The 24,190-nt window shown below is 71.0% G+C and carries 22 protein-coding genes; 14 read left to right on the top strand and 8 right to left on the bottom strand.

Annotated elements, in window-relative coordinates; genetic code table 11:
• The first annotated feature begins 30 nt into the window (after positions 1-30).
• Genes AB0J87_RS35625 through AB0J87_RS35595 form a run of 7 tightly spaced genes read left to right on the top strand, consistent with a single transcriptional unit; the run spans position 31 to position 9,505 of the window.
• Positions 31-1,332, top strand: coding sequence for a glycoside hydrolase family 36 protein (locus tag AB0J87_RS35625; protein WP_363972341.1), 1,302 nt, complete (start codon positions 31-33; stop codon positions 1,330-1,332).
• Positions 1,329-2,255 (top strand): sugar ABC transporter permease, encoded by a 927-nt coding sequence (locus AB0J87_RS35620; RefSeq protein ID WP_350727049.1) that lies wholly within the window; start codon positions 1,329-1,331, stop codon positions 2,253-2,255. The genes AB0J87_RS35625 and AB0J87_RS35620 overlap by 4 nt, the downstream gene beginning before the upstream one ends.
• A gap of 7 nt (positions 2,256-2,262) precedes the next feature.
• Entirely contained in the window at positions 2,263-3,072 is an 810-nt protein-coding gene (locus AB0J87_RS35615) for a carbohydrate ABC transporter permease (protein WP_363972336.1), read from the top strand.
• 14 nt (positions 3,073-3,086) lie between these two features.
• A complete protein-coding gene (locus AB0J87_RS35610) occupies positions 3,087-4,385 on the top strand; it encodes a sugar ABC transporter substrate-binding protein (protein ID WP_363972333.1) in 1,299 nt (432 codons plus the stop codon).
• Between the two features lie 8 nt (positions 4,386-4,393).
• A complete protein-coding gene (locus tag AB0J87_RS35605) occupies positions 4,394-5,938 on the top strand; it encodes an alkaline phosphatase D family protein (protein ID WP_363972330.1) in 1,545 nt (514 codons plus the stop codon).
• Between the two features lie 10 nt (positions 5,939-5,948).
• Positions 5,949-7,898, top strand: coding sequence for an NPCBM/NEW2 domain-containing protein (locus AB0J87_RS35600; RefSeq protein ID WP_363972328.1), 1,950 nt, complete (start codon positions 5,949-5,951; stop codon positions 7,896-7,898).
• Positions 7,899-7,915: 17 nt separating this feature from the next.
• Positions 7,916-9,505 (top strand): beta-N-acetylhexosaminidase, encoded by a 1,590-nt coding sequence (locus tag AB0J87_RS35595; protein ID WP_363972921.1) that lies wholly within the window; start codon positions 7,916-7,918, stop codon positions 9,503-9,505.
• Positions 9,506-9,515: 10 nt separating this feature from the next.
• Here the strand turns inward: AB0J87_RS35595 and AB0J87_RS35590 are convergent, their stop codons facing one another.
• Entirely contained in the window at positions 9,516-10,025 is a 510-nt protein-coding gene (locus tag AB0J87_RS35590; RefSeq protein ID WP_355198256.1) for a DUF2087 domain-containing protein, read from the bottom strand.
• A gap of 17 nt (positions 10,026-10,042) precedes the next feature.
• Between AB0J87_RS35590 and AB0J87_RS35585 the strand changes: the two genes are divergently transcribed.
• Entirely contained in the window at positions 10,043-10,606 is a 564-nt protein-coding gene (locus AB0J87_RS35585) for a hypothetical protein (protein WP_363972324.1), read from the top strand.
• A gap of 263 nt (positions 10,607-10,869) precedes the next feature.
• Here the strand turns inward: AB0J87_RS35585 and AB0J87_RS35580 are convergent, their stop codons facing one another.
• The 3 genes from AB0J87_RS35580 to AB0J87_RS35570 form a co-directional block, all read right to left on the bottom strand.
• Positions 10,870-13,377, bottom strand: coding sequence for a DUF3516 domain-containing protein (locus tag AB0J87_RS35580; RefSeq protein WP_355198584.1), 2,508 nt, complete (start codon positions 13,375-13,377; stop codon positions 10,870-10,872).
• 41 nt (positions 13,378-13,418) lie between these two features.
• Complete coding sequence (locus AB0J87_RS35575; RefSeq protein WP_363972322.1) at positions 13,419-13,916, bottom strand: N-acetyltransferase family protein; 498 nt, start codon at positions 13,914-13,916, stop codon at positions 13,419-13,421.
• A gap of 73 nt (positions 13,917-13,989) precedes the next feature.
• Positions 13,990-15,261 (bottom strand): acyltransferase, encoded by a 1,272-nt coding sequence (locus AB0J87_RS35570; protein ID WP_363972319.1) that lies wholly within the window; start codon positions 15,259-15,261, stop codon positions 13,990-13,992.
• Positions 15,262-15,531: 270 nt separating this feature from the next.
• Between AB0J87_RS35570 and AB0J87_RS35565 the strand changes: the two genes are divergently transcribed.
• Together AB0J87_RS35565 and AB0J87_RS35560 are read left to right on the top strand one after the other, a co-directional pair.
• Complete coding sequence (locus AB0J87_RS35565) at positions 15,532-16,767, top strand: sensor domain-containing protein (protein WP_350727057.1); 1,236 nt, start codon at positions 15,532-15,534, stop codon at positions 16,765-16,767.
• Positions 16,758-17,405, top strand: a complete 648-nt coding sequence (locus tag AB0J87_RS35560) for a response regulator transcription factor (protein ID WP_350727058.1) — start codon at positions 16,758-16,760, stop codon at positions 17,403-17,405. Before AB0J87_RS35565 ends, AB0J87_RS35560 begins: the two co-directional genes overlap by 10 nt.
• Before the next feature lie 105 nt (positions 17,406-17,510).
• On the opposite strand, the gene mihF is transcribed toward AB0J87_RS35560, so the two are convergent.
• The 3 genes from mihF to AB0J87_RS35545 form a co-directional block, all read right to left on the bottom strand.
• Positions 17,511-17,816 (bottom strand): integration host factor, actinobacterial type, encoded by a 306-nt coding sequence (gene mihF, locus AB0J87_RS35555; RefSeq protein ID WP_043641121.1) that lies wholly within the window; start codon positions 17,814-17,816, stop codon positions 17,511-17,513.
• A gap of 102 nt (positions 17,817-17,918) precedes the next feature.
• Entirely contained in the window at positions 17,919-18,323 is a 405-nt protein-coding gene (locus tag AB0J87_RS35550; RefSeq protein WP_363972314.1) for a heme-binding protein, read from the bottom strand.
• 119 nt (positions 18,324-18,442) lie between these two features.
• Positions 18,443-19,660, bottom strand: coding sequence for an ROK family protein (locus AB0J87_RS35545; RefSeq protein WP_363972311.1), 1,218 nt, complete (start codon positions 19,658-19,660; stop codon positions 18,443-18,445).
• 23 nt (positions 19,661-19,683) lie between these two features.
• Here AB0J87_RS35545 and AB0J87_RS35540 point away from each other — a divergent pair, with 23 nt between their 5' ends.
• A complete protein-coding gene (locus AB0J87_RS35540; RefSeq protein WP_363972308.1) occupies positions 19,684-20,919 on the top strand; it encodes an MFS transporter in 1,236 nt (411 codons plus the stop codon).
• Positions 20,920-20,949: 30 nt separating this feature from the next.
• On the opposite strand, the gene AB0J87_RS35535 is transcribed toward AB0J87_RS35540, so the two are convergent.
• Positions 20,950-21,099 (bottom strand): hypothetical protein, encoded by a 150-nt coding sequence (locus AB0J87_RS35535; protein WP_363972305.1) that lies wholly within the window; start codon positions 21,097-21,099, stop codon positions 20,950-20,952.
• A 296-nt stretch (positions 21,100-21,395) separates the two neighbouring features.
• Here AB0J87_RS35535 and AB0J87_RS35530 point away from each other — a divergent pair, with 296 nt between their 5' ends.
• Genes AB0J87_RS35530 through AB0J87_RS35520 form a run of 3 tightly spaced genes read left to right on the top strand, consistent with a single transcriptional unit; the run spans position 21,396 to position 24,186 of the window.
• Entirely contained in the window at positions 21,396-22,454 is a 1,059-nt protein-coding gene (locus tag AB0J87_RS35530; RefSeq protein ID WP_363972302.1) for a LacI family DNA-binding transcriptional regulator, read from the top strand.
• On the top strand, positions 22,451-23,368 hold the full coding sequence (locus tag AB0J87_RS35525) for a sugar ABC transporter permease (protein ID WP_355198274.1): 918 nt from the start codon (positions 22,451-22,453) through the stop codon (positions 23,366-23,368). Before AB0J87_RS35530 ends, AB0J87_RS35525 begins: the two co-directional genes overlap by 4 nt.
• Positions 23,368-24,186, top strand: coding sequence for a carbohydrate ABC transporter permease (locus AB0J87_RS35520; RefSeq protein ID WP_355198276.1), 819 nt, complete (start codon positions 23,368-23,370; stop codon positions 24,184-24,186). Before AB0J87_RS35525 ends, AB0J87_RS35520 begins: the two co-directional genes overlap by 1 nt.
• Positions 24,187-24,190 lie beyond the last annotated feature (4 nt).

Raw genomic sequence — 24,190 nt, 5'->3', positions numbered from 1 at the left:
GCGCTCCTTCGTAAGTCGAGAGGATTGAGGATGTCGTTCGAAGACATCGGCGAGATCAGGTGCGGCCCTGGCGAGGCGCGGGTGTTCGAGCACGGCTGGCAGTCGTGGAGCCCCACCGGCGCGTACCGCCTGACGGACGCTCCGCCCCGGCCCGCCGACGAGACCATCCAGATCCTCGCCTACCGCCCCGAGACCCCCATCCCCCGGGGGGTGTTCCAGGGCGAAGGGCTGCTGGCCGTCGAGCCGGGCGACGGCTCCGTCGAGCTCTGGTCCGCGCCGAGCCCCCTCCAGGTGCCCTCGATCAGGGCGCGTGAAGAGGGCGGCCGTCTGGTGATCTCCGCCGACGGCCCGGTACGCCACCACCGCGCCGAAGGCGGCCTGGACCAGGCCCTGCGCGACTGGGCGGACACCATGACGGAGAAGCGGACGTTCCCAGCCGTCCCGCCCATGTGGTGCACCTGGTACGGCTACTGGGACAAGGTCACCGACGCCGACGTCATCGAGAACCTCCAGCGCTCCGAACGCCTCGGCCTGGGCGCCGACATGTTCCTCGTCGACGACGGCTACGAGGCCGAGATCGGCGACTGGCTGGAGGGACGGCCGGAGTTCGGCTCGCTGGCGCGGGCCGTGGACGCCGTCACGGGCGCCGGGCGGCGGGCCGGGATCTGGACCGCGCCGTTCCTTGTCGGCCACCGCAGCCGGATCTTCCGCGAGCACCCCGACTGGCTGGTCAGGGACGCGTACGCCGGGCGCATGTGGGACCAGGAGCTGGCCGTGCTCGACGTCACCAACCCGGAGGCGGCCGAGCATCTCGTGAACGTCTTCCGCACGTTCAGCGCCATGGGCATCAGCCACTTCAAGCTCGACTTCATCTACGCGGGAGCCCTCGCGGGCGGGCGGCACGAGGACCTCGACCCGATCGCCGCGTACCGGCGGGGCCTGGAGCTGATCCGCCGGGGCGCGGGCGCGGACGCCACCCTGCACGGGTGCGGCGCGCCCATGCTGCCCAGCATCGGCCTGGTCGACGTCATGCGGGTCAGCCCGGACATCGCGCCGACCCTGCAGCCCAAGTCCGGTGACATCAGCCAGCCGTCCCAGCTCGGCGCCCGGCTCACCGGCGCGGCCCGCGAGTTCCTGCACGCCCGCTGGTGGGTGAACGACCCCGACTGCATCATCCTGCGCCCCGAGGTGGAGGCGCGGGAGGAGTGGGCCGCGCACATCGCCGGCACGGGCGGCCTGCGCGGGTCGAGCGACCCGATCGCGGCGCTGGACGACTGGGGCCTGGAGACGACCAGGCGCCTCATGGTCCCGACGGCGACGGACCCCTCGTGACCACCCACATCGCGCGGAGCAGCCTGGTGGCGGACGTCAAGGTGGCCAAGAGGCGGGGGAGCGGCTGGCACGCCTACCTCTTCGTCGCCCCCAGCCTCTTCGGGGTGATCGCGTTCCTCCTGCTGCCGATGCTCATCGTGCTCGTTCTCAGCCTCTTCGACTGGGAGCTGCTCTCGTCCCCCGAGTTCGTCGGGCTGGACAACTACCGCCGCCTGGCGGGGGACGGGCAGGCGTGGCACTCGCTCGGGGTGACGGTCGCGTACGTGCTGCTGTGCATCCCGCTCCAGACCGTGCTCGCCCTGGCCCTCGCCATGCTGCTCAACCAGCGTGTCAAGGGCGTCAGGTTCTACCGCTCGCTCTTCGTGGTCCCCTGGATGGCCACGCCCATCGTCCTCGCCCTGATCTGGAACTGGATCTTCGACCCCCGCGAGGGCGCCATCAACAGCGCGCTCGCGCTCGTCGGCGTCACCGGCCCCGACTGGCTGTCCGACCCCGCGTGGGCGCTGCCCGCCGTCGCGCTGGTCAGCGTCTGGCAGTACACCGGCTACAACATGCTGTTCTTCCTGGCCGGCCTGCAGGGCATCCCGAAGGAGCTGCACGACGCGGCCGAGACCGACGGCGCGACCCCGGCCCAGCGGTTCTGGCGGGTCACGCTGCCGCTGCTCAACCCCACGATGTTCTTCGTCAGCGTGACGAACCTGATCGGCGCCTTCCAGGTGTTCGACACGGTGTTCGCGATGACGGACGGCGGCCCCAGCCACACCACCGAGGTGCTGAACTTCCGGATCTACCAGACCGCGTTCAAGGAGTTCGACTTCGGCTACGCGGCCACGCTGTCGACGCTGCTCTTCCTGATCATCTTCCTGGTGACGATGGCGCAGGTCAGGTTCTTCGGCAAGCGCACCACCTACGACCTGAGCTGAGAGACTCGTGGCCAAGCGAATTTTCCTGTACGCCGTGCTCGCCATCGGTGCGTTCGTCTCCGTCTTCCCATACCTGCTCGTGGTCCTGACCGCGTTCAAGACGCAGGGGCAGCTCAGCGAGACGGCCCCGTGGCTGCCGGGGCTGCCGCCGACCACGGACAACCTGACGAAGATGCTGGCCGGCGACTTCCCCCGCTACCTGCTCAACACGGCCGTGATGACGGCGCTGCTGACGGCCGGGCAGCTGGTGTTCACCACGTTCGCCGCGTACGCGTTCGCCCGGCTCCGGTTCAGGGGCAGGGACGCGCTGTTCTGGCTGTTCGTGGCCACGATGATGGTGCCCAGCGCCGTCACCATGATCCCGCTGTTCCTGATCATGCGGCAGCTGGACCTGGTCAACACCTGGTACGGCCTGCTCGCCCCGTACGTGCTCGGCACCCCGTACGGGATCTTCCTGATGCGGCAGTTCTTCAAGACCCTGCCCGCCGGCCTGGAGGAGGCGGCGCGGATCGACGGGGCGGGCCCGCTGACGATCCTGCTGCGCGTCATGCTCCCGCTCTGCCGTCCGGCGCTCGGCACGCTGGCGATCATCACCGTGATCTCGTCCTGGAACAGCTTCCTCTGGCCGCTGATCATCACCAGCGGCGACGACACCAAGGTCATCACGGTGGCCATCGCCACGCTCAAGCAGGGCATCGGCGTCGACTACAACCTCATGATGGCCGGCAGCCTGATCGCGCTGGTCCCGATGGTGGCCATCTTCATCTTCTTCCAGAAGCACATCGTCAGATCCGTGGTCCTCACAGGTCTCAAGTAAGAAGAGGTCAGCGAATGTTGCGCAACCCCCCGATTCGCTGGGCGCTGCTCGGCGCCGCCCTGCTCGCCCTCACCTCCTGCGGCTCGGGCGGCGGAGGCGGGTCCGATCAGGTCACGTTGACGTACCGGCTCTGGGACGACCAGCAGAAGGTCGGCTACGAGAAAGTCATGGCGGCCTTCGAGAAGGCCAACCCCGGCATCCACGTCAACATCGAGCTGCTGCCGTACGACCAGTACTGGACGAAGCTCACCGCCGACGTCGTCGCGGGCACCGCGCCGGACGTCTTCTGGATGACCCCCACCCAGTTCCCCGAGTACGTCACCAAGGGCGTCCTGTCGCCGGTCCAGGTCGACGCGTCGAAGTACCACCAGACCGTCGTCGGCTCCTTCACCTACGAGAACAAGCTCTACGGCGTCCCGAAGGACTGGGGCATCGTCGGCCTGCTCTACAACAAGGACCTGTTCAAGCAGGCCGGCGTCGAGATGCCCGACAAGCTGACCTGGGCCAAGGACGGCACCGGCACCCTGCTCGACACCGCGCGCAAGCTCACCGTGGACGAGGCCGGCAAGCACCCCGGCGACGCGGGCTTCGACCCCGCCAAGGTCAAGACGTACGGCTTCGCCTCCTGGAACCACTACCAGACGCAGTGGATGAACTGGGTCAGCTCCAACGGCGGCAAGCTCGTCGACAAGCCCTTCGGCAAGTACGCCTTCAACGACCCGGCGTCGGTCGAGGCGCTGCAGTTCGGCGTGGACCTGGTCAACAAGCACCACGTCGCCCCGCCCGCCACCCAGACGAACCCGCCCACCGGCAAGATCACCGACATGTTCAAGGCGGGCAAGGTCGCGATGTTCCCCGCCAACAACGCGCTGCTGCCGTTCGTGGCGCCGGAGGCCACGTTCGAGATGGGCATCGCGGCCATGCCCGAGGGGCCGCAGGGCCGCTCCGTCAACCTGAACGGCCTGGCCGAGGCCGTCTACGCCAAGAGCAAGCACCCCAAGGAGGCCATGAAGCTGGCCGAATACCTCGGCACCCAGGAGCCGCAGAAGATGATGGCCGACGGCGGCTACGTCTTCCCCGCGCTCAACGGCCTCAGCCAGGGCTACGTCGACTACTGGAAGGCCAAGAAGATCGACGTCGCGCCCTTCGAGCAGGAATCCACGGGCTCGACCTTCCCGCTGCCGGTCACCACCGGCTTCACCGGCTTCGAGACCAAGCTCAACCAGATCTTCAACGAGATGTACCTCGGCAAGCTCACCCCCAAGGCCGCCGCCGACCAGGCCGTGGCCGAAGGCAACGCCACCGTCAAGTAAGGACCCCCATGATCACCCGGCGTTCACTGTTCGCCGGGGGCGCGAGCCTGGGCATTTCCGCCGCACTGGGTGCCGAACCCGTGCGCGCGGCCGTCCGGCGCGCCCCTCTCTCCGACCCCTTCCAGCTCGGCGTCGCCTCCGGCGAGCCCACGCCCGGCGGCGTGGTCCTGTGGACCCGGCTCGCCATGAACCCGGTCGCCCTCGACGGCCTCGGCGGCATGCCGGCCCGCCCGGTGCCGGTCCAGTGGCAGCTCGCCAAGGACGAGAACTTCCGGCACGTCGTACGGAGCGGCGCCGAGGTGGCCCGCACCGACGCGGCCCACAGCGTGCACGTCGAGCTCGACGGCCTCCAGCCGGGCGCCGAGTACTTCTACCGCTTCAAGGCCGAGGGCGAGCTCAGCCCCGTCGGCCGCACCCTCACCGCCCCCGCCCCCGGCACCCGCAGCCGCGCCCTGAACCTGTCGTTCACCTCCTGCGCCGACTACCAGGTGGGCTGGTTCACGCCGTACCGCAGGATGGCCGAGGACCAGCCCGACCTGATCGCCTTCCTCGGCGACTACATCTACGAGTACGGCGACTACAAGTACCCGGTCCGCGACCAGGCCGGCGGCGAGTGCTTCGACCTGGCCGGATACCGGTTACGCCACGCCCAGCACAAGGCCGACCCCGAGTCGCAGCTGGCCCACGCCATCGCCCCCTGGGTCGTGGTGTGGGACGACCACGACATCGAGAACGCCTGGGCCGGCGACGTGCCCGAGCAGCCCGACCCGCCGTTCCTCGCCCGCCGGGCCGCCGCCTTCCAGGCGTACTACGAGAACATGCCGCTGCGCCGGGCCCAGAAGCCGAACGGGTCGGCGCTCAAGCTCTACCGCAGCATCCGCTGGGGCGCGGTGGCCAACCTGCACCTGCTCGACACCCGCCAGTACCGCGACCTGTACGCGTGCACCGGCAAGAGCGGCACCGTCGGCCCCGACTGCCTCGACCGCCTGGAGCCGAACCGCACGATCCTGGGCCGCGACCAGGAGGCCTGGCTGGACGGCGAGCTGAAGGGCTCGCGCGCCACCTGGGACCTGCTCGGCCAGCAGGTCTTCCTCATGGAGATGGACTGGACGAACGGCGAGGGCAAGGGCTACTCGAACGAGGGCTGGGACGGTTACGTCGCCTCCCGCAACCGTCTGACGGCCGCCATCGACACCTACAAGCGCAACGCCGTCGTGCTCACCGGGGACGTGCACAGCCACTGGGCCGGCGAGGTCAAGCGGGACTACCAGGACCCGGAGTCGAAGTCCGTGGCCGTCGAGCTGGTCACCACGTCGGTGACGAGCGCCGGCAACGGCCTGGACGAATACCCCAACACGCAGGTGCTGCTCAACGAGAACCCGCACGTGAAGTTCTTCAACGGCCGCCGGGGCTACGTGCGCGCCAAGCTCACCCAGCAGGAGATGAAGGTCGACTTCCGGTCGCTGTCACGCGTCACCGAGCCGTACGCCCCCGCCTACACCTCCGGCTCCTTCGCCATCGAGCCGGGCGCCGCCAGACTCAACCCCGCCTGACAGGACTCCCATGCGCATCCTCACGGCCGCCGCCACGGCGGCCCTCCTCGCCATGCCCTTCGTGCCGTTAGCCGGCACCTTGGCCGGCACCGCCGAAGCGGCGGCCGGCCCGCCGATGGGCTGGAGCAGCCGCTCGCTCGGCTGCTCGGTCTCCGAGTCGTCGGTACGCAAGGCCGCCGACGCCCTCGTGCCCCTCGTCCCGCTCGGCTACCGGTACGTCATCGTCGACGACTGCTGGCTGGCCGCGCAGCGCGCGGGCGGCGCCCTCGCCCCCGATGCCACCCGCTTCCCCGGCGGCGTCAAGGCCCTGGCCGACTACGTCCACGGCAAGGGCATGAAGCTGGGGCTCAGCCTGTCGGCCGGCACCAAGGCGTGCTCCGGCGGCGGCCCCGGCTCGTACAAGAGCGAGGCCGCCGACGCCGAGCAGCTCAAGGGCTGGGGCGTCGACTACGTCAAGTACGACTGGTGCAACATCCCGGCCGCCGACTTCCCCGGCCAGAACGTGCAGCAGATCGCCCAGATCCTCTACCCCCGCATGCGCCAGGCCCTCGGCGCGGACGTCGTGTTCGCCATGAACAACGAGGACGGCAGCACCGTGCCATGGCTCTGGGGCAAGGGCGCGGGCGCCACCACCTGGCGGACGAACGTCTACAACCGCCCCATCCCCGACACCTACGCCACGATGGTGGACATCTGGGAGACCAACCAGCTCAGGGCCGAGTACGCGGGCCCGGGCAGCTGGGCCGACCCCGACCTGATCCAGGCCGGGCGCGGCGGGATGACCGAGGCCGAGTACCGCGCCCAGTTCACCCTCTGGGCCGTCGGCGCCGCGCCGCTGATCCTGCAGGCCGACCCGGCCGCCGCGCCGCCCTCGGTCGTGGCCAACCCCAAGGTCGTCGCCGTCGACCAGGACTCGCTGGGCGTCCACGGCACGTTCGTCAAGACCGACGGCTGGTACCACGTGCTGTCCAAGCCGCTGGCCAACGGCGACCGGGCCATCGCGCTGTTCAACGAGAGCGACCGGGCGGCCACCATCGCGACCCGGCTCGGCGGCTCGCGCTACCGGGTCGAGGAGCTGTGGAGCGGCGCGGTCGCCTCGTCCAAGGGCGAGCTGTCGGCCCAGGTCCCCGCGCACGGAGCGCTGCTCTACCGGGTGAGCGAGAGCCGCGAGCAGGCGCCGCCGCTCGTGACGTTCGAGGCCGACCCGGCCGCGTTCCTCGGCGACGACCGGCCCTCGGTGCTGGAGCCGGGCAAGGCCGGCGAGATCGTCACCCGGGTCACCAACACCGGGGCCACCGCGCGGCTGCGTGACGTCGAGGTCGCGGCCCGCGTACCGGACGGGTGGCAGGTCGCCGCGCGCACGCCCGCCAGGGCGAGCCGGCTCGACGGCGGCGAGACGCTCACCGTGAAGTGGGCCGTCACCCCGCCCGCCGGCGCGACACCGGGGAACTACGAGCTCACCTTCACCCAGGGCGCCCAGACCGCCGTGGCCGTCGTGACGGTCGCGACGCCGCCGGGCCCGGGGCGGACCTCCCTCAGCGACGTGGCCTGGACCAGCGCCAAGAACTACTTCGGCCCGGTCGAGAAGGACACCAGCAACGGTGACAAGGCGGCCGGCGACGGCAAGCCGATCACCATCGAGGGCGTCACCTACGCCAAGGGCCTCGGCGCCCACGCGCCCGCCGAGATCGAGTACTACCTCGCCGGGCGCTGCTCCACCGTCGAGTTCCAGGCCGGGATCGACGACGAGGTCGGCGCGGCGGGCTCGGCCGACTTCGAGGTCTGGGCCGACGGCGGCCGGGTCGCCCACTCGGGCGTGCTCACCGGCGCCATGCCCGCCCGCAAGGTCACCGCGTCCGTCGAGGGCGCCAGATATGTCCGGCTGGTCGCGACCAACGGAGGCGACAACGCGACCTCCGACCACGCCGACTTCGCCGACGCCGCCATCACCTGTAAGTAAGGAGTCTACCTTTGTTGATCGTTCCCAAGCCCGTCAAGCACGAGCCCAGGCCAGGGGCGTTCGTTCTCGACCGCGAGACCTCGCTCGCCGCCGACCCGGCGCTCGGCGAGGTGGCCGCCTGGCTGCGCGGCGAGCTCGCCCCCGTCACCGGTGGCGAGCTGCTGCCGGGGGGCTCGGGAACGATCACCCTGGCGCTCGGCGACCTGCCGCCGGAGGCGTACCGGCTGACCGTCGGCGCCACGGTGGAGATCGTCGCGGGCGGCCCCGCCGGGGCCTTCTACGGGGCGCAGACGTTCAGGCAGTTGCTGCCGCCCGCCACCTACAGGAAGGCCGGGGGCGGCCCCTTCGAGGTGCCCGGCGCGTACGTCGAGGACGCGCCCAGGTTCGGATGGCGCGGGGCCCTCCTCGACGTCGCCCGGCACTTCATGGTCAAGCGGGACGTGCTCCGCTTCATCGACCTGCTGGCCCTGCACAAGCTGAACGTCCTGCACCTGCACCTCACCGACGACCAGGGCTGGCGGGTCGAGATCCGCCGCTACCCGAGGCTGACCGAGGCCGGCTCCTGGCGCAAGGAGAGCCAGACCGGCTGGGACGGCCCGATGGACGGCCGCCCGCACGGCGGCCACTACACCCAGGACGACATCAGGGAGATCGTCGCCTATGCGGCCGCGCGGCACGTGACGGTGGTCCCCGAGATCGACCTGCCCGGCCACACCCAGGCCGCCATCGCCGCCTACCCGGAGCTGGGCAACCTGGACGCTCCCCTGGAGGTGCGCACCACCTGGGGCGTCGGCCACAACGTGGTCAACGTCGAGGACAGCACGATCAAGTTCTTCCAGAACGTGCTGGACGAGGTGCTCGACCTGTTCCCCAGCCCGTACATCGTGCTGGGCGGCGACGAGTGCCGCAAGGACCAGTGGCGGGCCAGCCCCGCGGCGCAGCGGCGCATCGCCGAGCTGGGGCTGCGGGACGAGGAGGAGCTGCAGAGCTGGTTCATCCACCAGTTCGACGCCTACCTGACGGCGCGCGGCCGCAGGCTCGTCGGCTGGGACGAGATCCTGGAGGGCGGCCTCGCGCCCGGTGCGGTGGTCGCGTCCTGGCGCGGCGAGCTGGGCGCGGTGACCGCCGCCAGAAGGGGCCACGACGTGATCAACTGCTCGAACACGAGCCTCTACCTGGACTACCGGCAGGGGCCGGGGGAGGAGGAGCCGGTCCCGTTCGGGACGGTGCTGGCGCTGGAGGACGTCTACGCCTTCGAGCCCGTGCCCGCCGACCTGCGCGGCGAACCGGCGGCCGACCGCGTGCTGGGCGCGCAGTGCTGCCTGTGGACGGAGCTGATCGACTCCGCCCGGCACGCGGACTACATGGCCTTCCCCCGGCTCACGGCCTTCTCCGAGACGGTGTGGAGCTCTCCCGAGCGCGACCTGGCCGACTTCCGCACGCGGCTGGCGGCGCACCTGCCCCGCCTGGAGGCGATCGGCGTGGAGTACCGGCACGAGGAGGGGCCGCTGCCCTGGCAGACCCGGCCCGGCGTGCCGGGCCGGCCGGAGGACCCGGAGCGCTGGCAGGCCAAACTCGACGCCTGGACCAGCAACCTGCGCCGCTAGACCTCTGCTGTCAGACCTCTACGGTGCCGATGTCCACGTGCCCGCCGCTGCGCCAGTAGACGTTGCCCTCCCTGGAGAGCAGCCCCTCGTCCACCAGGTAGCGGCGCAGCGCCGCGTAGTCGTCGTGGAAGGCCCGCAACGTCACGTTGACGTCCTTCTCCGGGTAGCGCACGCCCGGCTCGAACAGCGTGGCGATGTAGCGCAGCACCACGAGCCGCTTGTCGCGGCGCATCCCCATGGTCGTCAGCCGCCCGTCCACCAGGAACGTGCGCAGCACCCGCTCATCGGCGCTCAGCGCCTGCGCCGGCTCGGCCCGCGCCCGCAGCAGCTCCCTGAACCGCTCGGGCGCGGCCCGCCACTTGCCGCTCTCGTCACACGTCGCCAGGCCGCCGCCGGCGAGCTTGTGCAGTGCCTTGGGGGACAGGCCATCGGTCTCGCCCAGCACCAGGGAGGCGAAGGTCCGTAACGTGTCGTCCTGATAGAGCAGCCCGAGCACGCGCCTGAGTTCTTCGTCGTTCACCCCTACCATTTTGTCGCATGATCCCAGCGCTGTTAGTCGCGGTCTCGCTCGCCATCCCGAACAACTTCCTGCTGTACGAGAAGGCCGCCGCCACGAAGGACGACAACCCCGAGACGAGCTGGACGGCCAGCGGCAAGAGGTCCGCCGCCCTGGTCGTCAACCCGTGCCAGAAGGCCAAGCTCGCCCAGTCGGGCCGCGCCCAGGCCAGGACGCTCACCTACACCGCAGTGCCCGATTACTCCAAGTCCGAGCAGGTGATCCTCTACGTGACGGCCGAGGGCGCGGGCAAGGCGCTGCGCGACCTGGAGGCCGCCGTACGCGCCTGCTCCAGGTCCGGCTACCGCTACTCCGCCACCGCGATGGACCTCGGCGACGAGGGGCTGAAGGTCACCGGCCAGGCCTACCAGGGCAAGAAGGCCGCCGTCGGCGGCGAGCGGGCCATCGTGACCCGCCGCGGGAACGCCTTGATCCTCTACACCGTGGCCGGCGAATGGGGCAAGCCCGCAAAGGCCGACTTCAAGCAGCAGGCCAGCGACACCAAGCGCATGCTCGCCAAGGTCTGCACCATCGCCGACTGTTGATTGCGAGAAATGTCTCGATCTTGGGACATTGTCATGACACGACCCCGACGTTCCACCGAGGACACTTGATCCGACAGGCGTGTGCCGGGGCGCCCTTGCCAGTCCGTTCCGGCACACGGCTTGTCATTTTCTGGGGCTGCATTGGGCTTCGGGGGCAGCCCCAGCGCAGCTTCCCGGCTTGTTCAGAGCCGGTTGAGGCCGAGTCCGCCTCAGAGCCGGTTGAGGCCGAGCCCGCCTCAGAGCCGGTTGAGGCCGAGTCCGCCTCAGAGCCGGGTGAGGCCGGTCACGTGCAGGACCGCGCGGCCCTCCTCGTCGGAGGCCGCCAGATCCACCTGGGCGTCGATGCCCCAGTCACCGTCGCCGGCCGGATCCTTGATCGTCTGCCGGACCTTCCAGAGCCCGCTCTCCTCCTCGATCCGCAGCAGCGCGGGCCCGCGCGCGTCGGCGTCGGTGAAGATCTCCTCGTGGTCGGCATAGTACGCGTCCAGCGCCGCGCCCCAGTCGACGTCGGGAGCCAGCTCCTCCAGCTCCTCCTCCTTCTCGATGGCGCACAGCTCCACCAGCCGGAACATCGCGTTGCGCACCAGCACGCGGAAGGCCCGCGGGTTGGCCGTGACCGGCCGCACCTTGGCCTCCAGCTGGTCCTTCTGCTCCAGCGCCTCGGCCGGGTTGGTGAGCTTCTCCCACTCGTCGATCAGCGAGGAGTCGACCTGGCGGACCAGCTCGCCGAGCCACTCGATCAGATCGACCAGATCGTCGGTCTTGAGGTGCTCGGGCACCGTACGCGACAGCGTCCGGTAGGCGTCGGCCAGATAGCGCAGCACCGTGCCCTCGGACCTGGTCAGCTCGTAGAACTGGATGTAGTCGCTGAACGTCATCGCCCGCTCGAACATGTCGCGGATGACGGACTTGGGGCTGACCGTGTAGTCGCCCACCCACGGATGCCCGCGCCGGTAGGTCTCGTAGGCCCCGAGCAGCAGGTCCTCCAGCGGCATCGGGTACATGACCTCGGCCAGCTGCTCCATGCGCTCTTCGTACTCGATGCCGTCGGCCTTCATCTGCGCGACCGCCTCGCCGCGCGCCTTCTTCAGCTGCGCCGACAGGATCTGCCGCGGGTCGTCGAGGATCGACTCCACGATCGAGACGATGTCCAGCGCGTACGACGGCGACTCGCGGTCGAGCAGGTCGAACGCGGCCAGCGCGAACGTGGACAGCGCCTGGTTGAGCGCGAAGTCCTCCTGCAGGTCGATCGTCAGCCTGGCCCGGCGGCCCTGCTCGTCAGGCTCGGCGAACTGCTCCACGATGCCGCCCGCCAGCAGCGACCGGTAGATCGCGATGGCCTGGCTGATGTGCCGCCGCTGCCACTTGCGGTCCTCGTGGTTGTCGGTCAGCAGGTGCTTCATCGCCTGGAAGCAGTCGCCCGGCCGGTTGATGACCGCGAGCAGCATCGCGTTGCTGACCTTGAAGCGGGAGTTGAGCGGCTCCGGCTCGGCCTCCTGGAGCTTCTGGAACGTCTCCTCGCTCCAGCCCACGAACCCCTCCGGCGGCTTCTTGCGCGCGTAGCCGCGCCGCCGCTTGGGGTCGTCGCCGATCTTGGCCAGGGCCTTGGCGTTCTCGATGTCGTGCTCGGGGGCCTGGCAGGCGACGTAGCCGATGGTGTCGAACCCGGCCCGGCCCGCCCGGCCCGCGATCTGGTGGAACTCGCGGGCGCGCAGCCGCCGCACCTTGTTGCCGTCGTACTTGGACAGCGCCGTGAACAGCACCGTCCTGATCGGCACGTTGACGCCGACGCCGAGGGTGTCGGTGCCGCAGATGACCTTCAGCAGCCCCGCCTGGGCCAGCCGCTCCACCAGGCGCCGGTACTTCGGCAGCATCCCCGCGTGGTGCACGCCGATGCCGTGGCGCACCAGCCGGGACAGCGCCCGCCCGAACCGCGTCGTGAAGCGGAAGCCCCCGATCATCGTGGCGATGGCCTCCTTCTCGGCCTTCGTCGCCATGTTGATGGACATCAGGGCCTGCGCCCGCTCCATCGCCGCCGCCTGCGTGAAGTGCACGACGTAGACCGGCGCCTGCCCGGTCTTGAGCATCTCCTCCAGGGTCTCGTGCAGGGGCGTCATCCGGTAGGAGTAGATCAGCGGCACCGGGCGCTCGGCGTGCTTGACCACGGACGTCGGCCGGCCGGTGCGCCTGGTCAGGTCGCGCTCGAACATCGAGACGTCGCCGAGCGTGGCCGACATGAGGATGAACTGCACGTTGGGCAGCTCCAGAATCGGCACCTGCCACGCCCACCCGCGGTCGGGCTCGGCGTAGAAGTGGAACTCGTCCATGACGACCTGGCCGATGTCGGCCCCGGCGCCGTCGCGCAGGGCCACGTTCGCCAGGATCTCGGCCGTGCAGCAGATGATCGGCGCGCCCGGGTTGACGCTGGCGTCGCCGGTCATCATGCCGACGTTCTCGGTGCCGAAGATCGCGCACAGGTCGAAGAACTTCTCCGACACCAGCGCCTTGATCGGTGCGGTGTAGAAGGTGCGCTGGTCGCGCGTCAGCGCCGCGAAGTGGGCGCCCGCGGCCACCAGCGACTTGCCCGACCCGGTCGGGGTGGCCAGGATCAGGTTGCTGCCGGAGACGACCTCGATGAGCGCCTCCTCCTGAGCGGGATAGAGAGTGAGCCCCCGCTCGGAGTTCCACTGGACGAACGCGTCGAAGATCGCGTCCGGGTCGGCGTCGATGTCTTCGGGCAGGCGGTCAACGAGTAGGCTCACGCTCTCTATCCTGCCGAAGTTTGCCGTGTGGTCGAACCGGCAGGGGCCCTTTATCGCAAGTCGAGCTGAAGCAGCACGGTGTCGATCCAGCGTCCGTGCTTGAATCCGACCGCCCGCAGCCGCCCGGCCTCCTCGAATCCGAACGCCTTGTGCAGCCGGGCCGACGCCGGGTCGCCCGAGTCCGCGATCACCGCGATCATCTGGCGGGCGGGGGTCTCGCCGGTCTTCTTGATCAGCTCGGCGAGGAGCAGCTTCCCGAGCCCCCGTCCGGTGAAGGCGGGCGCCAGGTAGATCGTGTCCTCGACCGTGTGCCGGTAGGCCGGCTTGGGGCGGTACTGGGCGACGTAGGCGTACCCGGCGACCGCGCCGTCCACCTCGGCCACCAGGAACGGCAGCCCCGCGCCCGCGATGCCGTCGGCCTTGGCCCGCCACTGGCCGATGTCGAGCGGCGTCTCGTCGAACGTGGCCACGCCGCCGGTCACGTAGTGGGCGTAGATGTCGGCGACGGCGGGCAGATCGGCTTCGGCAAGGGCGCGGATACTCGTCATGGCTCACATTCTGCGCAACGGCGTGTGACGGCGGTGTTTCGCGATCCTCACCCGTGCCCTGACGCCCGTGCCTTCAGGTCCGTGCCCGCGGCGCCGTCAGCAGCAGCCCGCCGAGCAGGGCGAGCACCGCGAGGAACGGCCCGCCGCCGGGCGCGAACCCGCCCACCGTCAGCGTCAGCACCCCGCCGCCGATCAGCACGACCGAGGCGAGCGTGCCGCCCCATCCGCCCTTCCCGTACGGCAGCGCGGGCGGCGTCTCGAACCTGTGGAACCCCTTCAGCAGCGGCCACATGACCAGGCACAGCAGCCCGAACCAGATCGGCCACCCGGCCAGCCAGAACGCGCTTCCGGGCCGCGGCGTGTCGATCCCCAGCAGGACCACCACCACGCCGGTCACCGCGAACAGGGCCGGCATGTGCCAGAGGTACACGGTCATGATCCTGGGGCTAGCCCAGGCCAGCAGGCGGCCGGTGCGCAGCCGGAGCAGCCACGGCCGCAGCAGGGTGACCAGGCCGATCTGGCCGATCCCGACGGCCAGCATGGCCAGGGTGGGCGGGGCCATGTTCGACACCTCGGCGCCCGGCAGGCCGATCATGCTGCCCGGGTAGGGGCCGTAGGCCACCAGCAGGGCCGCGGCCCCGTATCCGCCGATCGCCAGCGCCCACGGGCGCCGCAGCCGGCCCTCGGCGTAGAAGAAGCCGAGCTGGTGCACCGCCAGCCAGACGAACACGATGTTCAGGTAGCCCAGCGACTCGAACCCGGTCGAGAAGCGCACCACGTCCGTCAGCACCGCCCCGGCCGCCAGCGCCGCGGGGACGCGCAGGCCGTACCGCTCGTGCAGGCGCAGCGCGTACGGGGTGGCCGTGACGGCGATCAGGTAGACGGCCAGGAACCACAGGAGCTGGCCGGTCAGCCGCGCGCCCGTCTCCAGCGGCTGCGGCGGCACCCCCAGCGTGAGCAGCACGTGGGGGAGCGGGATCCACACCGCCGCCAGCGGCAGCAGCGGCCAGGCCAGCCGGCGCAGCCTCGTGGCCAGCCACCGCTGCGCGCCCTTGTCCGCCCGGGCGAAGCTGATCGCGTTCGCCGCGCCGCCCGCGAAGAACACCAGCGGCATGACCTGGCTGATCCACGTCACCACCCACACGCCGGGCGTCGAGAGCGCGTTCCCCGTGGTCAGCCGGCCGCCGTCATAGGTCAGCACCGGGATCGTCCAGTGCTGGAACACGATGAGCGCCATGCCGAAGACACGCAGCAGGTCGATGAACGGGTCCCGCACCGCCGTGCGGGTGCCCGCGCGGGACGGCGCCGCGGGAGCGGCGGTGGGGCGGTCCAGCAGGACGGTCATGGGGGAGCCTCGATTCGCACGGAGCGGTGAGCCTGGGGCGGAGAGCGGTAGCTTGCGTGACCAGCGGAGCCCCGTGCGAGCGCGACCAACAGGCACGAGGAGATGAATCAAGGCTCCCGTCGGGGGCGTCCGCGCACATTGCCGCTCACCACCGTCTTGCGGTGGAGATCACGTGACCCTCCGGGGTAGGGCTGGCCCTACCCTCAGACACCCGTACACCCGCTCGTGCCGGTGACCGCCACGCCATACGGTGATTCCATGCGCTCCCGGATGAGGCGTGTCCTTCTCGACACCCGTTACACGCTCGTCGGCTTCCCCACGGCCGTCATCGGCTTCGTGATCATGCTCGCCGGCTTCGCGGCCGGCCTGGGCACGGCGATCGTGTGGCTGGGCGTGCCGCTGCTGGCCGGCACGCTGCTGGCCGCCCGGGGCTTCGCCGACGCGGAGCGCGGCTGGCTGGCCGACGTGCTGGACCGCCCGCCCGTACGGCCCCGCTACAAGCCCGCGCCGCCCGGAGCGGGCCGCTTCCGCCGGGCCGTCAACCCGCTGACCAGCGGGCAGTCCTGGCTGGACCTGCTGCACGGCATCATCAACCTGCCGTTCGCCATCCTGTCGTTCGTGCTCACCGTGGTGTTCTGGGCGCTCCCGCTGGCGGGCCTGACCTACCCGGTGTACGGCATCATCACCTCGCGCATCCCCGGCAACGTGGAGCTGCCCGAGCTGCTCGGCCTGGGCGACGGCTACGGCGTCAACTCGATCTTCTACGTCTCCCTCGGCCTGGTCTTCGCCCTGATCATGCCGTTCGCCGTGCGCGGCTCCGCGCTGCTGCGTGCCGGGCTCGGCCGGGCCCTGCTGACCGGCGTGGCCGAGCTGCAGGAGCGCATCGACGACCTGGCCCAGGGCCGCGCCGCCGCCGTCTCCGCCGAGGCCAACGCGCTGCGCAAGCTGGAGCGCGACATCCACGACGGCCCGCAGCAGCGGCTGGTCTCGCTGGCCATGGAGCTGTCCAGGGCGCAGCGGCAGATGGCCAAGGACCCCGAGGCGGCGCAGGCCACGATCAAGTCGGCCATCTCCGCCACCCGCGAGACGCTCGACGAGCTGCGCGCGCTCTCGCGCGGCATCGCGCCGCCCATCCTGTCCGACCGCGGCCTCGCGCCCGCGCTGGCGGCCCTGGCCGGGCGCTGCACGGTCCCCGTCGATCTCGACGTGCAGACCGCCGAGCGCTACCAGGCGGCGGTGGAGAACGCCCTCTACTTCGTCTGCGCCGAGACCCTCACCAACGTGGCCAAACACAGCCGCGCCACCAGTTGCGCGATCCAGCTGGTCCGCATCGGCGACATCCTCATGCTCACGATCGGGGATGATGGGGTCGGCGGCGCGCACGTCGCCAAGGGACACGGTCTCGCCGGGCTGGCCGACCGGCTCCGCGCCGTCGACGGGGAGCTGAGCGTGCAGTCGCCGGACGGCGGGCCGACAGTGATCGTGGCGGAGGTGCCGTGCGGGTAGTCGTGGCCGATGACGCGGTTCTGATCAGGGAGGGCCTGGTCAGGTTGCTGGAGGAGTTCGGCTGCGAGGTGGTCGCGACCGTCGGTGACGGCGACGCCCTCGTGCTGGCGATCGCCGAGCACAGGCCGGACGTGTCGGTGGTCGACGTGCGCATGCCGCCGTCGTTCACCGACGAAGGGCTCAAGGCGGCCGTGGAGGCGCGGCGCAGGGTGCCCGGGGCGCCCGTGCTGATCCTTTCGCAGTACGTCGAGGTCTCCTACGCCGACGACCTGCTCGCCGACGCCAGGGGCGCGGTGGGTTACCTGCTGAAGGACCGGGTCGTCGACGTGGACGAGTTCCTGGAGGGCCTGCGGCGGGTGGCCGCGGGCGGGACGGTGTTCGATCCGCAGGTGGTGTCCCAGTTGATGGTGCGCAGACGTAAGGACGATCCGCTGGCGCAGCTGACGCCGCGGGAGCGCGAGGTGCTCGGGCTGATGGCCGAGGGGAAGTCCAATCCGGCCATCGGACGGCAGCTCGTGATCAGTGACGGGGCCGTGGAGAAGCACATCAGGAGCATCTTCAACAAGCTCGGCCTCTACGCGGAGGACAGCGACCAGCATCGCCGGGTGCTCGCCGTCCTGACCTACCTGCGTTCCTGATCGTCCCACCGGTCGAGAGCCGGTCCGGGGGAGGGGGCGAGGGGGGTGTCGAGGGGTGGTGGCCGGTCCGCGCGGCGTCGCGCGCGGACCTGGCCGCTCGGGGGATTAGCCGAGCGCGTCGACCAGCTTCTTGCGCTGCTGGGCGCCCAGGCCGCCGAGGCGACGCTTCTCGTCGACGCCCGCCTCCTCCATCAGCGCGGTGGCCTTGGCCGGGCCGACGCCCTTGACGGCGCGCAGGGCCTGCGACACCTTGATCTTCTTCGCGATGTCGTCGTCGCGCTCGAGCAGCTGGGCGAACGTCAGCTCGCCGGCCTTGACCTTGGCGAGCAGGGCGGTGCGGGCCGCACGCGCCTCGGCGGCCTTGGCCAGAGCCGCCTGACGCTGCTCGGGGGTGAGAGTGGGAAGTGCCATCTCGGTTCTCTCCTCGGGGAGTTTACGTTCGGGCTTCTGTTACCCGTGGTGCAGTGGCTAATCATGGCGGATACCAGCGGTTCGTGTTGCGAAAAGCGCCGCTCAACGTGTCCGCCAGACCTCCGCGGCCGCTTCCGCGCACACCACGTCCTGCGTGATCGTGCCTCCGCTGACGCCTAAGCCGCCGACCACGCGTGCTCCCCCACCGTAGTCCGCCCAGAGCGGGATGCCGCCTCCGACGCAGACGTAATCATGCCTGGGCAGGCCGTACAGGTCGCCTCCCGGAGCCGTCCGCACGGCCAGCTCCGCGGTGGGTCTGCGCAGGGCCACCGAGGTGTACGCCTTGCCCTGCGCGAGACCAGGCCCCGCGATCTCCGCACCCTCCATACGCTGGAAAGACACCAGATGTCCGCCCTCGTCGACGACCGCCACGGAGATCACCGCGCCTTCGCGGATCGCCCGCCTGACGGCGGCCTCGGTCATGCGGAGCGCGAGCTCGAGATTCACGCGTGCTTCCCTCGGATCGCCGGGGTCATGATGGGTCTTCCTCTCATGCGTACAGTCCTTGGCCGGGCGCGGCAAGATCGCTGGCATGGCTCGGAAGGGGGGAGGGAGCCGGAGGGGCTTCATCCCTTCAGCGTGGAATTCATCACATTCTGCCGCTCGGGCGTGTCGCGACCCTGGTCAGGCCGGTTTTCCCGCCACATTTCGACACACTCCGGCGTGAGGAACGCGTCGAACACCGACTCCATCGCCCCCACCAGCGCCCCGCGCCAGCCCAGCGCCGAGCCCTCGATCCTGGGCGGGTGGTCGCGACGGATGGCCATGAGGCGGGGCTCGCAGGCCGCGAGGAGCGCCTTCCCGGCGCGCTCGCGCAGCTCCACGCCGTGGCCCGAGAGGGTCACGACCTCGGGGTCGTGGGCGTTGACGAGTGCCGCGATGCCGCGTCCGAGCGCTCTGGCGTTGGCCGCGACCGCCTCCTCGCTGGTGGCCAGCACCCGCTCGGCCTGGGCGCGCCCCTTGCCGCCGCCGTGGGCGAGGCCGACGTGGCGGAGCAGGGCGTTCGTGCCGACGTCCATGCTCCAGCAGCCGATCGCGCCACATGGGCAGGGGCGGTCGCCGCCGGTCAGCGGCATGTGACCGAACTCGGCCCCCGCGCCGCTCGCCCCGCCCAGCGGCCGCCCGTCCACGACGAGCACGCCGCCGAGGTCGAAGTCCACGTGCAGGTGCAGGCCCACCTGGACGCCCCGCAGCCGCCCCCTGCGCGCCTCGGCCAGCGCCGCGAACGCGGTGTCGTTGCCCACGACGGGCGCCGGGACGTCCGGGCCGAGCAGGCGAGGGACGTCGACCGACCGCCAGCCCAGGTGGGCGATGTCCACCAGGCCGCCGTGCCGGACCGGACCCGCGAAGGCCACCCCGAGGCCCACCACCCGGTGCCCGAGGCGGCGCCGGTGGGCGGCGACGGCCTCGCCCAGGGGTCTCAGGACGCCTTCGGGGGTGCCGTCGTGCGGGCGCAGGTCAAGCGTCTCCGTCCGGCCGCCGAGCTCGCAGGCCGCCAGCTCCCAGGCGTCCTCCCGTACGTCGACGGCCAGGGCGAGCGGGCCGCGCGGATGCGACCCCGGCACCTGCGTCGGGCGTCCCCGGGCGTGCTCCCTGGCGGGCTCCTCGTGCAGCAGTTCGTCCTCGGCGAGCCCGGCCACCAGCACCGACGCCGTCCCTCGCGCCAGGCGCAGGTCGCGGGTCAGCTGCGACCTGGTGCGGGTGGCCCCGCAGTCGTGTACGGCGCGCAGCAGCCGGACCCGGTTGTGCGCGCGAAGCTCGCCACTCGTCGTAGCACCGATCACGGACCACAGTTTATGCTCTAGCCGTGAACAAAAGCCTCATTGACGCCAGACGTGCTCGTGCCGGAGTGTTCGGATTCTTCTTCCTCGCCGGGTTCGTGATGGGTTTGTGGGCCGCCGGGCTCCCGTCCCTGAACGACCGGCTCGGCCTCGGCCCCGCCAGGCTGGGCAGCGTCCTGCTGCTGATCTCGGGTGGCGCCCTGGTGTCGATGCTGGTGGCGGGGCCGCTGGTGGACAGATGGTCCAGCCGCCGGGTGTGCTGGTTCGCCGGTCCCTTCTCGGGGCTGGTGCTCCTCGGCCCCGCCCTCGCGTCCTCGTACTGGGCTCTGGCGGTGCTCGCGGTGCTGTTCGGGATCGGGCTCGGGGTGACCGAGGTCGCCATGAACGCCCACTCCGTCGAGGTCGAACGCCGCTACGGCCGCCCGATCATCTCGGCCTTCCACGGCACGTGGAGCCTGGGCGGGGCGGCCGGCGGCGGGCTCACCTCGCTCGCGCTGCAGACCGGCGTGGACGCGCAGTGGCTGCTCATCGTGGCGGCGCTGGTCGTGCCCCTCCTGTACGTGCCGGCGGCCCGCCTCCTGCTCCCCGACCCGCCCGCCCACGCCACCGCGTCGGAGACCGGCGCCTCCTCCGGCTCGTCGCTGGGCTGGGGCCTGATCGCCCTGCTCGGCCTGGCCGCCTTCGCGGCGCACCTGAGCGAGGGCGCCGCCATCGACTGGGCCGCCCTGCACGCCCGGTGGGTGCTGGACACGGATCCGGCCATGGCGCCGCTGGCGTACACGATCTTCTCGGTGGCCATGACCACCGTCCGCCTGCTCGGCGACCCCATCCGCGCCCGGCTCGGCTCGGTGCGCACCATCCAGCTCGCGGGTGTGTTCGCCACGGCCGGCTACATCCTGGTCCTGGTGTCGCCCGTGGCGGGAGGCGTCCTCCAGATTGTCTGCGCCTGGACCGGCTGGGCACTGGCGGGCGTCGGGCTGGCCACGGTGATCCCGGTCCTCTTCAGCGCGGTCGGGGCCGCCGGGGGCCGCGTCGGCCGCGCCCTCGCCATGGTGACCGCCTTCGGCTACAGCGGCCTTCTCCTGGGGCCCGCCGTCCTGGGCTACGTGGCGGAGGCCTCGTCCCTGCCGGTCGCCTTGATCATCCCGGCGGTCCTCGCCGCCGTCGTCGCCCTCAGCGGCGCCCCCGCCATCCGCACCCTGACCCACCTCCCCACCTCAACACCCCACCCTGACCCCACCCCGGCCCCTGCTCACGACTGACCCCGCGCACGGCGGGTACGACGGGGCGCCTCACAGCGGCTCCCGGTCCCCGCCGTCCACCGGACGCCGGGTGGGCGAGGTGCGGGCAGTGGTGCTCGGCGGCACGGCGCTGAACCGGCGCGTGACGGCGGTGGCGCGTGTGGAGAGCGCGTCCTGGTGGCCTGTGGTCGCCGTCGGCACGGCCGCGCGCCGGGGGCCGGGTCGGCGGGGTGCGGGGCGGTGGAGTTCGGCGCAACGCGCACGGCGCTCAACCGGTGCGCGACGGCGGCGGGCCGGCCGGCGGCGGGCCTGGAGGGGGCGCGTCTCGGCGGCTTGTGGTCGCCATGGTCGCGTGGGAAACTGCGGAAAGTGGGTTTGACCTGGTGTTATGCGATCGTGACTTGACCTGCAAGTTACGCGCATATTTCATGTCCCAAACACCGTAAACGTTTACAGCACCTAGATCGTAAACGTTTACAGGACATGGAAGGACAGCCTTGGCCGACGGACCCACGATCAACACGATCGCCGAGCGCGCCGGTGTCTCGATCGCCTCCGTCTCGCGGGTGCTGAACGGCCTGCCGACCAGGCAGGAGACCGTGCGCAAGGTGATGGCCGCCGCCGACGAGCTCGGCTACGTGCGCAACGCCGTGGCCAGGTCGCTCAAGTCGCGCCGCACCCACCAGGTCGCCTTCGCCATGGCCGACGTCGGCAACCCCGCCTACCTGGCCATGCTCCGCCAGATCCAGCCCGTGCTGAAGGCCGCCGGGTACCGGCTCGTGCTGCACTCCACCGACGCCGTCGTGGCCGACGAGATCGACGTGCTGCACAGCCTGGGCGAGCGGTACGTGGACGGGCTGATCATGAGCCCGCTGCGGGTCACCGAGGCGCATCTGCAGATGCTGGCCGCCGCCCGCACCCCCGTCGTGATCATCGGCTCGGTGCCCGAGGGCACCCGCGTGGACAACGTACGGGCCGACTCGCGGACCGGTGTCAGGCTGGCGATCGATCACCTGTACGCGCTCGGCCGCCGCCGGATCGCCATGGTCAACGGCCCGCTGGACACCGTCCCCGGCGCCGCCCGCGGGGCCGCGTACCGGGAGGCGCTCCAGGACCTGGGCCTGCCCTACGACGAGAACCTCGTGCAGATCGGCGACTTCTACCGCGCGGAAGGGGGCCGGGCGGTGGCGGAGCTGCTCGCCAGGGTTCCCGACGTGGACGCGCTGATGTGCGCCAACGACCTGATCGCGCTCGGCGCGCTCGACGTGCTGCGCGCGGCCGGTCGGCGGGTGCCGGAGGACGTGGCGGTGGTCGGCATGGACGACACCGACCTGGCCGCCGCCTCCTGGCCGTCGCTGACCAGCGTCTCGCTGGGGTCCGCCGAGCGCGGCAAGGCCGCCGCCGAGCTGCTGCTCGAACGGCTGCAGGGAGGCGATCGCGAGCCGAGGCTGGTCACCGTGCCGCCCGAGCTCGTGGTCCGCGCCTCCACCGCCGGACACGAGCCCGGACACGAGCCCGGATACGAGCACCGTACGGACGAAAGGGGAGAGGCGTGACGGCGACCGTGACGAGACCGGCGCCGCCGCGCGGGACGCGGCGTGCCAAGCGCCGCCGGATCTCGCGCCAGACGCGCGAGATGTGGCTGCTCATGCTGCCCGCCCTGGTGCCGGTGGCGCTGTTCAGCGTGGGCCCGCTGCTGTACGGCATCGGCCTGGCGTTCACCGACGCCCGCAACACCCGCAACCACCAGACGAGCTTCGTCGGCCTGGAGAACTTCGGCGAGCTGCTGACCGCCCCCGACTTCTGGGCCTCGTTCAAGATCGGCGCGATCTGGGCCGTCTCCGTGACCGTGCTGCAGTTCCTGGCCGCGCTCGGCCTGGCGCTGCTGCTCAACGAGAACCTGCGGTTCCGCGGCGTGGCCCGGGTGCTGGCGGTGGTGCCGTGGGCGATGCCGCCGGTGGTCATCGGCCTGATGTGGAAGCTCGTCTACCACCCCGACGCGGGCATTCTGAACGCCCTGCTGGGCACGGACATCAACTGGCTGGCCGACTTCTCGCTCGCGCTGCCGGCGATCATCGTGGTCGGCATCTGGACCGGCATGCCGCAGACCACGGTGGTCCTGCTGGCGGGCCTGCAGGGCATCCCGAAGGAGCTCTACGAGGCGGGCGAGGTGGACGGCGCCACCCGCTGGCGGCGGTTCTGGAACATCACGCTGCCGCAACTGCGGCCGGTGATCGTGGCGATCACCTCGCTCGACTTCGTGTGGAACATCAACCAGTTCGGCCTGGTCTACGTGCTCACGCAGGGCGGGCCGGGCGGGCAGACGCGGCTGCCGATGCTGTTCGCGTACGAGGAGGCGTTCAGGTACCGGATGGCCGGTTACGCCTCGATGCTCGGCCTGACCATGGCGATCATCGTGCTGGCCGTGCTGGCGCTCTACCTGGGACGCCAGATGAGGGAGACCAAGTGATGAGGCGCTTCTCGCAGTACGCGGCGCTGGTCGCGTACATCGTCTTCCTGGCGTTCCCGCTGGTCTGGCTGCTGTCGACGGCGCTGAAGACGCCGCGGGAGATGGCCCTGGCCGACCCCACGTGGATCCCGCGCGACCCGACGCTGGCCAACTTCGCCGACGCGTTCGGCGAGCAGGACCTGGTGGGCGCGGGGCTGCGCAGCCTGGTCGTGGCGCTGTTCAGCAGCGTGATCACGGTGCTGATCTCGCTGCCGGCCTCCTACGCGATGGCGCGCTACCGCAGCCTGCTCAACCGGATCGCCATCGGGTGGGTGCTGGTCAGCCAGGTGTTCCCGTTCATCCTGATCATCATTCCGCTCTTCATGATCCTGCGCGATCTGGACCTGGTGAACACGCTGCCCGGCCTGGTGGTCGTGCACGTGACCTTCACGCTGCCGTTCGCGCTGTGGATGCTGCAGGGGTACGTGCGCTCGGTGCCGCGTGAACTGGAGGAGGCCGCGGCCGTGGACGGCGCGACCCGGCTGCGCTCGATCGTGAGCGTGGTCGCGCCGCTGCTGGCGCCGGGCGTGGTGGCCACGCTGCTGTTCTCGTTCATCTCGTCGTGGAACGAGTTCATGTTCGCGCTCGTGGTCCTGCAGAACCCCGATGTCATGACACTCCCGCTCACTCTGGTGCGGTTCACCGGTCCTGAGGGGGTGGCCAGGCTCGGCCCGCTGGCCGCGGCGTCGCTCATGGCGACGATCCCGAGCCTGATCTTCTTCGCAATCATTCAGCGGCGACTGAAGTCCGGCCTGATGGCCGGCGCCGTGAAGGGCTAGGAGG

The organism is Nonomuraea sp. NPDC049625, assembly GCF_040675285.1.
Classification (GTDB): domain Bacteria; phylum Actinomycetota; class Actinomycetes; order Streptosporangiales; family Streptosporangiaceae; genus Nonomuraea; species Nonomuraea angiospora_A.
This window is presented reverse-complemented; position numbering and strand designations above follow the sequence as displayed.